Origin of the sequence: Caballeronia zhejiangensis, from assembly GCF_000698575.1 — a bacterium.
Taxonomy (GTDB): Bacteria; Pseudomonadota; Gammaproteobacteria; order Burkholderiales; family Burkholderiaceae; genus Caballeronia; species Caballeronia zhejiangensis.
This window is the reverse complement of the sequence record NZ_JFHD01000001.1, coordinates 82,623-97,999: the sequence shown is the minus strand read 5'-3', so window position 1 is coordinate 97,999 and position 15,377 is coordinate 82,623. Positions and strand designations below refer to the sequence as shown.

The 15,377-nt window shown below is 62.0% G+C and carries 12 protein-coding genes and 1 pseudogene; 8 read left to right on the top strand and 5 right to left on the bottom strand.

The window, feature by feature from the left end; genetic code table 11:
- Window positions 1-18: 18 nt before the first annotated feature.
- Window positions 19-1,458, top strand: a complete 1,440-nt coding sequence (locus tag BG60_RS00455) for an amino acid permease (protein ID WP_008346042.1) — start codon at window positions 19-21, stop codon at window positions 1,456-1,458.
- 42 nt (window positions 1,459-1,500) lie between these two features.
- On the opposite strand, the gene BG60_RS00450 is transcribed toward BG60_RS00455, so the two are convergent.
- On the bottom strand, window positions 1,501-2,280 hold the full coding sequence (locus BG60_RS00450) for an IclR family transcriptional regulator (protein ID WP_174447703.1): 780 nt from the start codon (window positions 2,278-2,280) through the stop codon (window positions 1,501-1,503).
- A gap of 189 nt (window positions 2,281-2,469) precedes the next feature.
- Here BG60_RS00450 and sauS point away from each other — a divergent pair, with 189 nt between their 5' ends.
- The 4 genes from sauS to BG60_RS00430 all read left to right on the top strand — a co-directional run bounded on the left by sauS (window position 2,470) and on the right by BG60_RS00430 (window position 8,618).
- A complete protein-coding gene (sauS, locus tag BG60_RS00445) occupies window positions 2,470-3,933 on the top strand; it encodes an acylating sulfoacetaldehyde dehydrogenase (protein ID WP_008346038.1) in 1,464 nt (487 codons plus the stop codon).
- Window positions 3,930-5,543, top strand: a complete 1,614-nt coding sequence (locus tag BG60_RS00440) for an AMP-binding protein (protein WP_008346037.1) — start codon at window positions 3,930-3,932, stop codon at window positions 5,541-5,543. Before sauS ends, BG60_RS00440 begins: the two co-directional genes overlap by 4 nt.
- A gap of 50 nt (window positions 5,544-5,593) precedes the next feature.
- Window positions 5,594-6,934, top strand: coding sequence for an MFS transporter (locus BG60_RS00435; RefSeq protein ID WP_008346035.1), 1,341 nt, complete (start codon window positions 5,594-5,596; stop codon window positions 6,932-6,934).
- Window positions 6,935-7,019: 85 nt separating this feature from the next.
- Entirely contained in the window at window positions 7,020-8,618 is a 1,599-nt protein-coding gene (locus BG60_RS00430) for a tetratricopeptide repeat protein (RefSeq protein WP_206540322.1), read from the top strand.
- Window positions 8,619-8,647: 29 nt separating this feature from the next.
- Here BG60_RS00430 and tssE read toward each other — a convergent pair whose 3' ends face one another.
- From tssE to BG60_RS40130, 4 genes and pseudogenes are all read right to left on the bottom strand, one after another.
- Complete coding sequence (tssE, locus tag BG60_RS00425; protein WP_033536886.1) at window positions 8,648-9,073, bottom strand: type VI secretion system baseplate subunit TssE; 426 nt, start codon at window positions 9,071-9,073, stop codon at window positions 8,648-8,650.
- Window positions 9,074-9,084: 11 nt separating this feature from the next.
- On the bottom strand, window positions 9,085-11,745 hold the full coding sequence (tssH, locus tag BG60_RS00420; RefSeq protein ID WP_034470083.1) for a type VI secretion system ATPase TssH: 2,661 nt from the start codon (window positions 11,743-11,745) through the stop codon (window positions 9,085-9,087).
- 124 nt (window positions 11,746-11,869) lie between these two features.
- Window positions 11,870-12,355: an Hcp family type VI secretion system effector gene (locus BG60_RS00415; RefSeq protein WP_008346030.1), complete on the bottom strand. Its 486-nt coding sequence runs from the start codon at window positions 12,353-12,355 to the stop codon at window positions 11,870-11,872.
- 98 nt (window positions 12,356-12,453) lie between these two features.
- Window positions 12,454-12,594, bottom strand: a pseudogene (locus BG60_RS40130) (OmpA/MotB family protein); the annotation flags it as partial.
- 228 nt (window positions 12,595-12,822) lie between these two features.
- Here BG60_RS40130 and BG60_RS38635 point away from each other — a divergent pair.
- From BG60_RS38635 to tssC, 3 genes are all read left to right on the top strand, one after another.
- Window positions 12,823-12,966: a hypothetical protein gene (locus tag BG60_RS38635; protein ID WP_160172869.1), complete on the top strand. Its 144-nt coding sequence runs from the start codon at window positions 12,823-12,825 to the stop codon at window positions 12,964-12,966.
- A gap of 195 nt (window positions 12,967-13,161) precedes the next feature.
- Window positions 13,162-13,674, top strand: coding sequence for a type VI secretion system contractile sheath small subunit (tssB, locus tag BG60_RS00410; RefSeq protein WP_034470080.1), 513 nt, complete (start codon window positions 13,162-13,164; stop codon window positions 13,672-13,674).
- A 55-nt stretch (window positions 13,675-13,729) separates the two neighbouring features.
- The gene (gene tssC, locus BG60_RS00405) at window positions 13,730-15,283 is read left to right on the top strand and encodes a type VI secretion system contractile sheath large subunit (RefSeq protein ID WP_034470077.1); all 1,554 of its coding nucleotides are present in this window, start codon (window positions 13,730-13,732) and stop codon (window positions 15,281-15,283) included.
- The last annotated feature ends 94 nt before the right edge of the window (window positions 15,284-15,377 follow it).

Here is a 15,377-nt window from a genome sequence, read left to right as displayed (position 1 = left end):
AGCAAATCAGGAGACGACATGCAATCGAGTACGGAGCAGAGCGATCTCAAGTGTGGCCTCAAGCAGCGCCACATGACGATGATCGCATTGGGCGGCGTCATAGGCGCCGGACTATTCGTCGGGAGCGGCGTGGTGATCCAGCAGGCCGGACCCGCGGCGATTCTCTCGTTTCTCATCACGGGCGGCCTCGTGGTTCTCGTCATGCGTATGCTCGGCGAGATGGCCTGCGCGATGCCCGCCGTCGGCTCGTTCTACGAATATGCGCGGCTCGCGTTCAAGACGCAGCGCGGGCCGGGCCGTCTCGCCGGGTTCCTGACGGGCTGGATGTACTGGTACTTCTGGGTCATCGTGATCGCGCTCGAAGCAGTCGCGGGCGCGAAGCTCGTGCAGTTCTGGATACCGGATGTGCCTGCATGGATGATCAGCCTCGTGTTGCTCGTCGTGCTCACGCTGACCAATCTCATTTCGGTCGGCAGTTATGGCGAATTCGAGTTCTGGTTTTCGTCGATCAAGGTCGGCGCGATCATCGTGTTCCTGTTTCTCGGCGGCCTGTACGTCTGCGGCTTCTGGCCCGCATCGATGCACACGACCGATGTCGCCGCGACGTTCCTCGGCCATGGCGGCTTCATGCCGAAGGGCATCGGGCCCGTGATGACGGGCGCGGTCGCGGCGACCGGCTTCTACTTCGGCGCGGAAATCGTCACGATCGCGGCGGCCGAAGCGAAGGAGCCTGCGAAGGCAGTTGCGAAGGCAACTAATTCCGTCATCACGCGAGTGCTCGTGTTCTATGTCGGATCGGTGGCGCTCGTCGTCGCGCTGGTGCCGTGGAATTCGCATCAGATGGCGACGCCTTATGTCAGCGCGCTCGAAGTAATGGGCATGCCCGCCGCAGCCAACGTGATGAACGCGATCGTCCTCACCGCCGTGCTGTCCGCGCTGAACTCGGGCCTCTATGCGGCATCGCGCATGCTGTTCGCGTTGACGCGTCACGGCGATGCGCCGCTCGGACTCGCGAAGGTCAACAAGCGCGGCGTGCCGACGCGCGCCATTCTGCTCGGCACGGTGTTCGGGTATGTGTCGGTGGTGATGTCGTATGTATCGCCGGATACGGTGTTCGCGTTCCTCGTGAATTCGTATGGCACGGTGGCGATCTTCGTGTATCTGCTGATCGCGTTTTCGCAACTGCGCTTGCGCGGCCGTATGACGAGCTTCGAAGTAAGCGACCTGCGCGTACGCATGTGGGGATTTCCCTATCTCACGTGGCTCGCGATCTTCGGGATGATGGCGATTCTCGTCGCGATGGCCTTCATTCCCGATCAACGCAAGCCGCTGTGGCTGGGCGTCGCGAGTCTCGGCATTCTGATCGTCGCGTATGTCGTGTTCAAGCGCGGCCGCAAGGAAGTCGAGGTCGAAGACGAACATCATTCGACGCGGCATCTCCAGACCAGCGAACGATAAGCACTGAAGCAAAGGCCGGTTTGCCGAATCGAAAACCGGCCTTCAATCCTTGAACGTCTTCGCGGTTTCTTCCGCAGCACGGCGCAGATCGGGTTCGAACGCAAGCACATGATCGAGCGCCACGCGCCCCACCGGCGCCTGAATCGCAATCGCCGCACACGCGCGATTGCGATCGAGCATCACCGGCACCGCGATCGCAACGAGTCCCTGCAAATGCTCCTGATTGTTGATGGCGAGCATGCGGCGGCGTGTCAATGCGAGCTCCTTGCGCAGTGCGTCGCGATCGGTGATCGTGCGCTCCGAATACGAACGCAACGGCAAGCGTTCGATCATGCGTTCGCGCCGATCCTTCGGCAAAAAGCTCAGCAGCAGCTTGCCGCTTGCGGAGCAATGCAACGGCACATGCGAACCTGGCTGCAGATGCATGCGCAGCGGCCATCCCGTTTCGACGCGATCCACATAGACGACGTCGTTGCCCGCGAGCATCGTCAGATTGCATGTTTCGCCGACGCGCATGACGAGCTGTTCCAATAGCGCATGACGCGCCGCAGCGGGACCCGCGTGCATCAGCACGTTGATGGCGAGCGTACGCACGCGCGCCGAGCATTCATAAAGCTTGTCGCTTGCGCCGCGCGTGACGAGCCATGCGTCCATCAACTGCACCAGGATGCGATGCACGGTCTGTTTGGGCAGACCCAATGCATCGACGAGCTCGGTCATGGAGAGCGGGCGATTCGCCTCGGCGAGCGTTTCGAGCACGCGAAACGCGCGCACGGCGGCGGCATTCGATTGATTCGAAGTCACGCTTGTCTCCGTCTGCATACTTTTCGGTTTTATTTCATTGTGCGTCGAAAACACCGGTTTTCGGGACTCTAAAAAGTCCCGAAAAGCTGAATTTCCGATGCTCGCGCTATCGCTGCACGCGTTAGTCCAGAAAACGGGACCGCGCGACGGACGCGGCTGACTAGATTGGAGAGCACCTTCAATCTTCCAACAGCCGAGGTTTATCGCATGAATCACATGGCAAGCGGCGCGACGCTCGCACGTCCTCACGACGATGCGCCGAATCAACCAGAACCCGATGTGGAGCGCATCGTTGCCGCGCTCGTGACGCGAGCGCGCGCCGCGCAACGACGCTTCGAACAAGCGGGCCAGGAGACGCTCGACTTAGCTGCATCGGCCGCTGCGTGGGCCATCATGGAGCCGCAGCGCAACCGGCAACTCGCGGACCTGGCCGTGCGCGATACGGGCCTCGGCAACGCCGACGACAAATTCCGCAAGAACCATCGCAAGACGCTCGGCCTGCTGCGCGATCTTCACGGCGTCGCGACGACGGGCGTGATCGTGCGCGACGAGGAACACGGCATCGTCGAAATTGCGCGCGCGGTCGGCGTCGTGGCGGCGATCACGCCATCGACGAATCCGGCCGCGACGCCCGCCAACAAGATCATCAACGCGCTCAAGTGCGGCAACGCGGTCATCGTCGCGCCCTCACCGAAGGGCTATTCGTCGTGCGCGTTGCTCATCGAGTTCATTCATGCGGAGTTCGCGAAGGCCGGTCTCGATCGCGATCTCGTGCAGATGTTGCCGCATCCGATCGGCAAGGCCGCGACCGCCGCGTTGATGAAGCTCGCGGATCTCGTCGTCGCGACGGGCTCGCAGGCGAACGTCCGCATGGCCTATACGAGCGGCACGCCCGCGTTCGGCGTGGGCGCGGGCAACGTCGCATCGATCGTCGCGGCGAGCGCGATTCCCGATGATGCGGCGCGCAAGATCGCGGTGTCCAAGACGTTCGACAACGCGACGAGTTGTTCATCGGAGAACAGCGTCGTGATCGAAGACGCGATCCATGCACGCATGCTCGATGCGTTGACGAAGCAGGGCGGCGTGCTGCTCGACGCTGCGCAGAAGGCGCGGTTGCAGGCGGCGATGTGGCACGACGGCAAGCTCTCGGCGCGCTGCACCGCGCGCTCGGCGACGGCCATTGCGCGCGAAGCGGGCCTCGACGATATCGCGGCGCGCGAGCCGAAGTTCTTGATGGTCGAGGAGAGCGGCTACGGCGCCGAGTATCCGTTCTCCGGCGAAAAGCTCTCGCCCGTGCTGACGGTCTATCGCGCGCGCGACATCGACGCCGCAATCGGCATCGTGCGCGGCATCTACGAATACATGGGCGCGGGACATTCGGTCGGCGTGCACGGCGCGGACGATGCCCTCGCCGTCCGGCTCGGCACAGAATTGCCGGTGGCGCGCGTGATCGTCGATCAGGCGCACTGCCTCGCGACCGGCGGCAACTTCGACAACGGCCTGCCGTTCTCGCTGTCGATGGGATGCGGCACCTGGGGCGGCAACAACTTCTCGGCGAATCTCGGCTATCGGCAATACCTGAACGTGACGCGCATCGCGTATCGGATTGCGGAGCGCGTGCCGGAAGTCGACGCGTTGCTCGGCGATTACTTCAGGAGGATCGGGCGATGAACGCGTTAGCGGATCGAATCGTTCCTTCCGATCGTGCGCCGGTCGTTGCATCCACGTTGCGCGCATTGATCGACGCTCGCGCCGGACGCGCGCCGGACAAACCCTTCCTGCTCTCCGCGGTCGGGGACGACATGCTGACCTTCGGCGCGTTGCGCGAAGCATGTCTCGCGCTGGAAGAGCGTTTTCATGCTGCGGGCCTGCGTGCGGGCGATGTCGTGTCCGTCTTCATGGGCAACGGCATTCAGACCGCGCGGCTGCTGCTGGCGGCGATGTATAGCGGCCTGGTGGCGAATCCGCTGAATCTCTTGTGTCAGCCTTCGCAGGTGCGCTATATCGTCGAGCATTCGGAGACGCGCGCGATCTTCGTCGCCGATGACACGCACGACACCATCGTCGAAGCGATCGACGTGTTGCGTCGCGAAGGCATGGACCGTGACGTCGCTGTGGTGCGTACGTCGCCCGATGCGAACGCTTTACCCGATATCCCGACGCTTCCGTCACGCACGATCGGACTCGTGCGCGACGAAACGCCCGGCGCGCATATCGTCGCGAGCGATGCGGGCGCGATGAATCCCGGCGATACGGCGCTGCTCATGTACACGTCGGGCACGACGGGCGCGCCTAAAGGCGTGCTGCTGAGTCATCGCAGCCTGCTTGCCAACATGCGCAACATCAGCGAGGAACATCGGCTATCCGATGATGATCGCGTGCTCGTATCGTTGCCGCTCTATCACATCAACGGTCTCGTCGTCGCGCTGCTGTCGCCACTGTGGCACGGCGGATCGGCGGTGATGACGCCGCGTTTCTCGGCGCGCACGTTCTGGAACGAGGCATCGCAGTTCGGATGCACATGGATCAACGTGGTGCCGACCATCGTCGCTTATCTGCTGAACGGCGAGGGCGCTGAGGGCTGCGATCTGTCGGCGCTGAAATTTTGCCGCAGCGCGTCGGCAGCGTTACCGGCCGATCATCATCGGGCGTTCGAGAAGCGCTTTCGCATCGGCGTCATCGAAACGATGGGCATGACGGAGACCGCCGCGCCGATATTCAGTAATCCGTATGACGAAACGTTAAGGCGAATCGGCAGTATCGGCTTGCCTTCCGGCGGCGAAGCGAAGATCGTCGACATCGATGGACGTGAGTGCGCGCCCAACGAAACCGGCGAGCTCGTGCTGCGCGGCGAGCAATTGATGAGCGGCTACTACAAGCGTCCGGAAGAAACGCGCAACGCGTTCACGGAAGACGGATGGCTGCGCAGCGGCGATCTCGGCTACCGCGACGAGGCGGGCTTCTTCTACATCAATGGACGCGCGAAGGAACTGATCATCAAGGGCGGCGAGAACATCGCGCCGCGCGAGATCGACGAAGCGCTGCTGCGTCATCCCGGCGTGCTCGAAGCAGCGGCCGTCGGCGTGCCCGATGCGGCGTATGGCCAGGACATCGTCGCGTACATCGTGCCGAACGGCGGCGCGGCATCGCTCGATGTGGCCGACTTGCGCGCGCACTGTCTGCGCGAACTCGGCCGTTACAAGACGCCGCGTGAATTCCGCTTCACCGATGCATTGCCGCGCGGACCTTCGGGCAAGGTGCAGCGCCTGAAGCTCGTCTAGCTGACACGGCTCGATATTGCACATCAGATGGACCAAAGGAAGGAGACACTGTGAACAAGCAACGTCAGCGCGTGAAGACGCGCCATATCATTCTCGGCGTGATGTGTCTGATGTACTTCATCTCGTACATCGATCGGGTGAACATCGCCGTGGCAGGACCGTTGATCCGGCAGGAGATGGGCCTCACGTCCGTGCAGCTCGGGCTCGTATTCTCCGCGTTCGCGTATCCGTATGCGGTGATGCAGATCGTCGGCGGATGGCTTGCCGATCGATTCGGCCCGAAGCTCGTATTGACCGTGCTCTCGTTGATATGGGGCGCGGCGACGCTCGCGACGGGCTTCGCGGGCAGCATCGGCATGCTCGTGCTGTTGCGCCTTGCGTTGGGCATCGGCGAGGGCGGCGCGTTTCCGACCGCCACGCGCGCCTTCACGTTCTGGATGCCGGTGCGCGAACGCGGCTTTGCACAAGGCATCACGCATAGTTTCGCGCGGCTCGGCGGCGCGGTGACGCCGCCGCTCGTGCTTGCCGTGGTCGCAGCGAGCGGCTGGCGCGAGGCATTCATTCTGCTGGGCATCGCGAGCCTTGCGTGGACGGTGCTGTATCTCTTCGTCTTCACCAATTCACCCGATGAAAACCGCCGCGTGACGCCCGAGGAAACCGCTGAGATCGGCTATCGCGCGGGAGAATGCGCGCGCGCGAGAAAGCAGCCGACGCCGTGGCGCATGCTGATTCATCGCATGTGGCTCGTGACCTTCGTCGACTTTTGCTATGGCTGGCTGCTGTGGGTGTATCTGACGTGGCTGCCTTCGTATCTGAAGGAATCGCGCGGCTTCGATCTGAAGCATCTCGCGCTGTTCACCGCTTTGCCGCTGCTTGCCGGTGTGATCGGCGATACGCTCGGCGGCGTGCTGTCGGACCGCATCTACCGGATCACGGGAAAACTGCGGCTCGCGCGCTGCAGCATTCTCGTGGTGGGCATGGGCGGGTCGCTCGCCTTCCTTCTGCCGATGGTCAATGCGCCGAGCCCGATCATGGCGGTGTGGTTCCTGACGGCATCGTTCTTCTTCCTCGAGATCACGAATCCGGTGCTGTGGACGTTGCCGCTCGATATCGCGGGCAAGTATGCGGGCACGGCGGGCGGCATGATGAACACGGGCTTCGGCATCGCGGGAATGGTGTCGCCGGTCGCGTTCGGTTATCTGATCCAGCAGACAGGAAGCTATAACGTGCCGTTCACGATTTCAGCGGGATTGCTCGCGGTCGGTGCGGTCGCGGCGCTTTTCATCGATACGAGCAAGACCGTGGAAGCCGACGAAGCGCGTGCGGCGCGCAGTCGCGAGGAGATGGGCGTGCCGGCGTTCGCGGGAGGGGCGGGGCAGTGGCATGAGTAGCGGCGTTCGCGCGTCGCATTGTTACGGTTGAGACGCTCGGCTCTGTTACGCTCTGGCATCCTTATTGAACGACGGAAGAGCGATGGTGGAGCATGACATCAGGGAGCGAGCGACGGCGCTCGCCAGCGCTGCTCAGGCTGCAATCGAGCGTGGCAAACGCGACCAGGCAATCGCCTTGTGGCACGGGACGTTCGATATCGAACCTCACGAGGCTCATTACGCGATCGAGGCCACCAATGGCCTCATCCGATTAGGTGAGCCGCTTCTCGCGCTGGAAATGTGTACGCGATGGATCGCGCGGAACCCCGACAACGCGATCGTCCGCGTACAGCGCGGCATCATCTATCTGAACGAATGCGGGGATCGGGAAAGCGCGATCGAGTGCTTTGTCGAGGCGCTCGAATTCGATCCCGACAACTGCGACGCACATTCCGCCCTCGCGCAGATTTACCTGTTCGCTGGTCGACCGGAACTGATGCGGTTCCATGCGAAGCAGGCGCTTATCCGGGCCGACGAGAAGAGCGCGCTGCATCTTCGCGGACGATTCCTCTCCGATTATGCCGGGGTCATCGAACGTGCGGGCGCGCTGCTCGCGCAGACTCCCGACGACGTCGACATCTGGCTGATGTTGGGGAAAGCGCTGTACATGCAGAGCCGTTATCTCGAAGCGCTGAATGCATTTAGCCGAGCCGAAGAGATTGCACCGCACCGAGTGGATGCCTTCGGTCCGCTCGGGGACGTGCTCATTCTGCTCGGACGCGAGCGCGAGGGATGGCGCAAGCTCGAAGGGGTGTCGAGCGATGAGTATGTTCTTGCGCTTGATCCGGATATTGCCCCGTATCTTTCAAAATGGTGGCGGGGTCAATCGCTGCAAGGCAAGCGTATCTTGGTCGCCTACCATGCGGGCGTCGGCGACAATCTGATGCTCGCGCGTTACGCGAGCCGGCTGACAGCGGCGGGCGCGTCGGTTCACTTCGTTTGCCGGCCGGAACTGCACCGGCTGTTTCGCGATCTCGACGGCGCGCAAACCGTTGCATCTGGCTGGCGGCCGGACGAACTGGCGAATTACGATTACTGGGTCTTCGACTACTTGCTGCCCGCATACGTGCACGAGACAGCAGCGGCCATCTCCGACAGTCGACGCGGATACATCGAGGCGCCAACTGATGCCCGCGCTCGCTGGGACAGCTTCATGCAGCCGTATGCGGGCAAGCTGAAGGTGGGACTGTGCTGGTATAGCGGGCCGCACAACTTCAGCGGCATTGACCGCTTCGTGCCTGCGCGCGCATTGAAGCCGCTGTCGGAGATCGAGGGTATCGAATGGTTCGTGCTGCAGAAGAACCAGGCGAACGCCAGTTTGACGAGGCAGTCGGGCATTCGCGCGCACGACGTGTCGTCTCAGTGGACGGACTTTGCAGATACCGCCGGCTTCATCGATCATCTCGATCTCGTGATATCGGTGGACTCTTCGCCGTTGCATCTCGCTGGCGCGCTCGGCAAGCCGACATGGGGAATCTTGCCGTCCGCGCCCGAGTGGCGCTGGGGACTGCAGGGCGAGCGAACCGAATGGTATCCCACCGTGCGTCTGTATCGACAGAAGAAGCTGCATGACTGGGAGCCGGTCATTGGCCGGATCGCGCACGATCTTCGCGAGTTGGTCGGCGAGCGGGGGGCTTCGGTGTAGCGCGCGAATCAGCCCGCGCGCAAGCTGAGTCAAATCCTGCCCTCGCGCACGCGCCGCTCCAGCCGGAAAACGCCGGGCGGCACGAAGTACGTTCCGAAGCGCACGAGGCCCGCGCGCTTCAGATGACAGGTCATTTCGAAGCTCACTTGCAGGCCCGGCTCGGACGTATCGACCATCGCGACGTCGATCGCGCGGATGCGCGGCTCGTACTTCAGCAGCGCGACTTCCATCTGCTCCTTCAGCGCCTGTGAAGAAGCCGGCAGCGCCTTGTAGATGTTGGTCAGATCGGGCAGCCCGTAGTCCGGCAAATGCTTGAGGGCACCGGCGCGCGTGTTCAGGATGCGTCGCACGTTCTGCTGCACGCTCAGGACTTCGAGCGTGCGGTCATCGAAATCGCTGAGCGGTTCGCCGTCGATCTGACCGAGCAGCATTTCATATAGGGACGGGCCTGGCATCTTTTCTCGCTTCAGGCGGTTGCGGGCACGGACGAGTCGCGATCGATGAACTCGATCGTCAGATTGCCTTCCTCTGAATAGGCGAGACGAATCTCCGCGGGTGCGGCGCCGCTCGCCATGCGCGTCAGGAGTTCGCGCGAGACAGTCGGCAGAATGCGCTGGTCGAGGAAAGCGTCGATATTGCGGGCGCCCGAATCGCGCGACAGGCACATTTGAGCCAGCGATGCGATCAGCGATTCCTCGCAGGCGAGCGTCACATCGTGCTGACGCTTCAGGCGATCGGCGATCTTCGCGATCTTGAGGCGCACGATATCGCCGAGCGCGCTTACGTCGAGCGGGCGGAACACGAGCGTCTGGAAACGCGCGAGCAGCGCCGGCTGGAAGTGCTTCACGAGCGGATCATGGATGGCGTCGAGCAACGCGGCGTGCGCGATGCCGGGCGTGTCCGTGGTCGCATCGTGAATCTGTTCGGAGCCGAGGTTGGACGTCATCAGAATCACGCAGTTGCGGAAGTCGATTTCCCGACCTTCGCCGTCACGCATCGAGCCACGATCGAACACCTGATAGAACATGTCGAGCACGTCGCGATGCGCCTTCTCGACTTCATCCAACAGCACGACGCTATATGGGCGCTGACGCACCGCTTCGGTCAGAACGCCGCCGCGGCCATAGCCGACGTAACCCGGCGGCGAGCCCTTCAACTGCGACACCGTGTGCGCTTCCTGATACTCCGACATGTTGATCGTGGTGAGCGCGGCCTCGCCGCCGAACAGCACATCGGCGAGCGCAAGCGCCGTCTCCGTCTTGCCGACGCCCGAGGGTCCGGTCAGCAGGAACACGCCGAGCGGCGCATGTTCGCTCTTGAGCCCCGCCTTCGCGGTGCGCAGGCTTTGCGCGAGCATGCCGAGCGCGTCGTCTTGCGCGACCACGCGCTTCGCCAGTTGATCTTCGAGCGTGAGCAGATTGAGCAGCTCGTCTTCGACGAGATTGCCGACCGGCACGCCCGTCCATTCGGCGACCACGCGCGCGATGGCCTGTGCATCGACATCGGCGAAGATCAGCGGCGACTTGCCTTGCGCATCCGTGAGGGCGTGCTTCGCTGCGGCGAACGCGTCTGCATCCGGCTTCGTCTTGCCGTCGCCGCGTTGTTCCAGCAGCGCGCGCACCAGCGACAGTTCGCGGTCGTAGCGCGCCTGAACGTCCGCGAGTTCCTGATTCGCTTGCGCCAGTGAGGCGCGGAGCGCGTCGCGATGCGCGGCTGTATCGTCGATGCCCGCCCGTTCGTCGGCATCGATGCTTGCGCCTTCGAGTTCCAGCGCGGCCACGACCGCGCGCGCGCGCTGCAGTTCGGCGGGCGGCGCGTCGAGACCCATACGCACGCGCGCCGCGGCGGTATCGATGAGATCGACGGCCTTGTCCGGCAACTGGCGCGCGGGGATGTAGCGGCGCGACAGTCTGACTGCCGCAACGAGCGCTTCGTCGCGGATATGCACGTTGTGATGCCGTGCGTAGCGCGTCGCGAGGCCACGCAACATGAGACAGGCGGCATCGTCGTCCGGCTCTTCCACCTTGACCATCTGGAAGCGCCGCTCGAGCGCCGCATCCCGCTCGAAGTATTCCTTGTATTCGGACCACGTCGTCGCGGCGATGGTGCGCAACTCGCCGCGCGCGAGTGCAGGCTTCAGCAAGTTCGCAGCGTCCGAGCCGCCGGCCGAGTTGCCCGCGCCGATCAGCGTGTGGGCTTCGTCGATGAACAGCACGATCGGCGTCGCCGATGCCTTGACTTCATCGATCACGTTTTTCAGGCGCTGCTCGAATTCGCCTTTCACGCCCGCACCGGCTTGCAGCAGCCCGAGGTCGAGCGTGAGAATGCGCACGTCGCGCAAGAGAGACGGCACACAGCCTTCGGCGATGCGCAGCGCGAGCCCTTCGACTAGCGCCGTCTTGCCGACGCCCGGCTCGCCCACGAGGATCGGGTTGTTCTTGCGCCGCCGCACGAGCACGTCGATCATCTGCTGGATCTCACGATCGCGGCCGAACACCGGATCGATTTCGCCGCGACGCGCCTTCTCCGTCAGGTCGATGGCGAAGCGCTCGAGCGCCTGGCCTTCGGTCGAGCGCGGGGCCGCCTGCTTGACGGGCGCTTGAGCATCTGCAACTGGTGCGCTTGCGTCGCCTTCGTCTTCCTGCGCGGGCGCGTTCTCGCACGACGCGCGTCCGAGACGCGGCACGAGCCGTTCGATCTGCGCATCGGAAAGCGAAAAAAGCGGCCACGCGTCCTGCGTCCGCATGACATGCGGTGCGCCGATGAGCGCGCGCAGCAGATGCGCCGAGCGGATCGTACCGTCGATATCCTCGCGCGATGCGAGATGCCACGCGTCCTGAAGCACGCTCGCGAGCTGGATGGAAAGCGACGGCATGCCCCGCAGATTGCGCGGCAGGCGGTCGATTGCGGCGAGCAGTGCGTTCCAGATCGCATCGACATCGATTTCATAGTGACGCAGGATCGCGGGAATGTCGCCTTCGTCCGCCTCGATGAGCTTCAGCAGCCAATGCTCGACGGTGATTTCGTCGGAAAGGCGCGTCTGGCACAGGCTCGCGGCCGCTTCGAGCGTGCGGGCGCAGTGCTGGTTGAGCCGGCGAAGCAGATGAGTGGAGTCGCGCATTGTCATATGAAGTCGGTGCCGAGGTGAATGAAAGAGGGCGTACGGTGGGGATGAATTGCAGAAGAAAAGCCAGCCCGCAAGCAGGCTGGCTTCGACGGCTCACGTTGTCATGAGCCGCTGGGTCACGCGCTTACGCGCGCTCGTTCCACGTGTCCTTGTGGATGATGTTGCCGTCCTTGAACGACCAGGTGATCTGCTCGTAGCGCAGTTCGACTTCTTCGAGATGGTTGTGCTTCTCGAAAGCCGGGTTCTTGATGTCGAGCATCTTCGGACGGACCGCGACGACCTTGACGTTGTCGAGCTTGGTGTTGAAGTATTCCTTCTCCTTGCCCGCGTCGTCGATCTTGTACCACTTGATCTCGACCGACTTCAGCGTCTGGCCGCTCGTCACCGCCTTGTACAGATACGGCGTGGACGAATCGGTTTCCTTGGTCAGCGTGATCGGCGCGTGCACGCGCGTGCCGGTGAGCTTGCCGGTGTTGCCATCGGTCGGGATATGCACGCCATGACCGAACTCGACGATCTCGACGCTGCCTTCGCGGCCTTGCACGGTGACGGAACCCTTGATGTCGGCGCCGCCGTCATCCTTCAGCCACATGTATGCGGGAATTGCCATTTACTACTCCTCTTTGGTACTGCCAAGCAATGCTCAGAAAAACAACTCCTGAGCGACAAGATCCCGAAGAGAGAACTCCGGGAATTCGATTAACGATGTCAGTTCGCGACGTTCGCGGTGTCCGGTACGAGAGTGATTTCCACGCGACGGTTCTTCGCGCGCCCTTGTGGCGTGTCGTTCGCGACGATGGGGCGTGTGTCGCCGTAGCCCTGAACCGCAAACTGCGTAGCCGGTATTCCGCCCATCGCTCCTGTTGTTGAAAATGCTGCTGCGTGAGAATCAGGCCTTCGTGCCAAAGCGGTTTATCGATCCGCATGAATGTATTTCGCGATACTGATTGGTTTATGTAAGGGCGGATTCTATCGTCGGCCAAGTGATTCGTATACCTGCTGGATGAATAGTGGATTTATAGAGTGGCAAGGAGAAAGTCGATCGATAACAACCACTTGCATGTACGGAAATGGATCTTGGACTATTTTCAAGAAGAAGATGGCGAGGGTGACGATTGTCAATTAGTGTTCATTCGATCCCTGTCGCGCGCGCTTCGCGAGCATGCGCAGTCAATCCGGGAAACTGCGAAGCCGTTGTTTATCAACGGCAATGGCGGATGAGGACGGGTGTCGTGCCGATTATTTAGGCAAGCGTTGGATTCTTTTGGAATGCGGCGAAACCTGTTCTAATATGCCCGCGAAAATCCGAAGGGCACATTGGGCGCGTGAGTCTGATCGGCGCTCGATATGCGCAAGAAGAATCAAGGTGGTTTCTCGGTTTCGAGATGGGTTTGATCAATTTATTAAGGATTATTGATGGATAGCTTCCAGAGAGAGATTCCCAAAAGCCGTGTTTCGATCACGCTCGATCTACACACGGGCGGCGCGCAAAAGAAGGTCGAATTGCCGCTCAAGCTGCTGGTCGCGGGCGATTTCAGCGCGGGACGCGAGCAGGCGCCGCTTTCCGAACGCAAGAAAGTCAACATCGACAAGAACAATATCGACGCCGTTCTCGCCGACTACGCGCCCGACCTGAAGTTCGCCGCCGAGAACACGCTCTCCAACGACGGCTCCGAACTGCCGATCAACCTTTCTTTCCGTTCGATGAAGGATTTCGAGCCGGAGCAGGTGGCGCGTCAGATTCCGGAACTGCAGGCACTGCTCGCCGTGCGCAATCTGCTGCGCGATCTGAAGTCGAATCTGCTGGACAACGGCACTTTCCGCCGCGAGTTCGAAAAGATCCTGAAGAACAAGGAACTGTCGGACAAGCTGCGCGGGGAACTCTCGCAAATCGCCACCGCGGCGACGCAGCCGGAAGGCCACGCCTGAACCTCGGCACCCTTCCATACGCTTCAATCGACAAGAATCCCAGACAGGACAATCAATGACTAAGAAAGAAGTCCGCGCGAGCGCCGCAGGCGAAACCGTCGTGCTCGATGCTCCGCAAGAGTCGTATGGCGACAGCGTCTATGCATCGCTTTGCAACAAGATCAATCTGAGTCCGGTGGCGCAGGCGCGTCCGCTGGAGGCATTCCGGGACAACGACATGCTTTCCGAAGCATCCGCCGACGAGCGCCTCGCGCGCGGCATGGGCGCGTTTCTCGATCTCGTCGCGCAGACGAGCAAGCCGGTGGATCGTCTCGACAAGTCGCTGCTCGATTTCTTCATCGGTCAGTTGGATCGCCAGATCAGCCGGCAACTCGATTCGGTCATGCACAACCCCGAATTTCAAGCGCTCGAAGGCCGCTGGCGCGGTCTGAAGATGCTCGTGTCGCGCACGGATTTTCGCAAGAACGCGCGCATCGAAGTGCTGGACGTATCGAAGGATGCGCTCGTGCGGGACTTCGAGGACGCGCCGGAATTGATCCAGAGCGGCCTGTATCGCCTGACGTACATCGAAGAGTACGACACGCCGGGCGGCCAGCCGATCAGCGCGATGGTCAGCGATTTCGAGTTCGCCAACTCGCCGCAGGATGTGGCGTTGCTGCGCAATATTTCGAAGGTGGCGGCGGCCGCGCACATGCCGTTCATCGGCTCGGTGGGCGCGGCCTTCTTCGGCAAGAAGTCGATGGAGGAAGTCGCTGCGATTCAGGATATCGGCAACTACTTCGACCGCGCGGAATACATCAAGTGGAAGAGCTTCCGCGACACGGACGACGCGCGCTACGTCGGGCTCGTGATGCCGCGCGTGCTCGGCCGTCTGCCGTACGGCAAGGATACGACGCCCGTGCGCGCCTTCAACTACGAAGAGCAGGTGAAGGGTCCGGACCACGATCGTTATTTGTGGGTGAACGCATCGTTCGCGTTTGCGGCGAACATGACGCGCAGCTTCGTGAACAACGGCTGGTGCGTGCAGATTCGCGGCCCGCAGGCAGGCGGCAAGGTCGAGGATCTTCCGGTGCATCTGTATGACCTCGGCACGGGCGTGCAGCCGAAGATCCCGACCGAAGTGCTGATTCCCGAGACGCGTGAATTCGAATTCGCGAACCTCGGTTTCATTCCGTTGTCGTTCTACAAGAACCACGATTTCGCGTGCTTCTTCTCGGCGAATTCGACGCAGAAGCCTGCGCTATACGAGACCAAGGAAGCGACCGCGAACAGCCGCATCAATGCGCGTCTGCCGTATATCTTTCTGCTTTCACGCATCGCGCATTATCTGAAGCTGATTCAGCGCGAGAACATCGGCACGACCAAGGACCGGCGTCTTCTCGAACTTGAACTCAACAACTGGATCAAGGGTCTCGTCACCGAGATGAAGGATCCGGGCGATGAGTTGCAGGCATCGCATCCGCTGCGTGAGGCGAAGGTGACGGTCGAGGATATCGAAGATAACCCGGGCTTCTTCCGCATCAAGCTCTTTATCGTGCCGCATTTCCAGGTGGAAGGCATGGATATCGGCTTGTCGCTGGTTTCGCAGATGCCGAAAGCGAAGAGCTGATTCTTCGCTTCGTCCAGTAGGTGCTGAGTGTGCCGGGATTCCCGTTTAAGGGGTCCCGGCATTTTTGTCTGGGGACGCACTGGAATACGCGTGA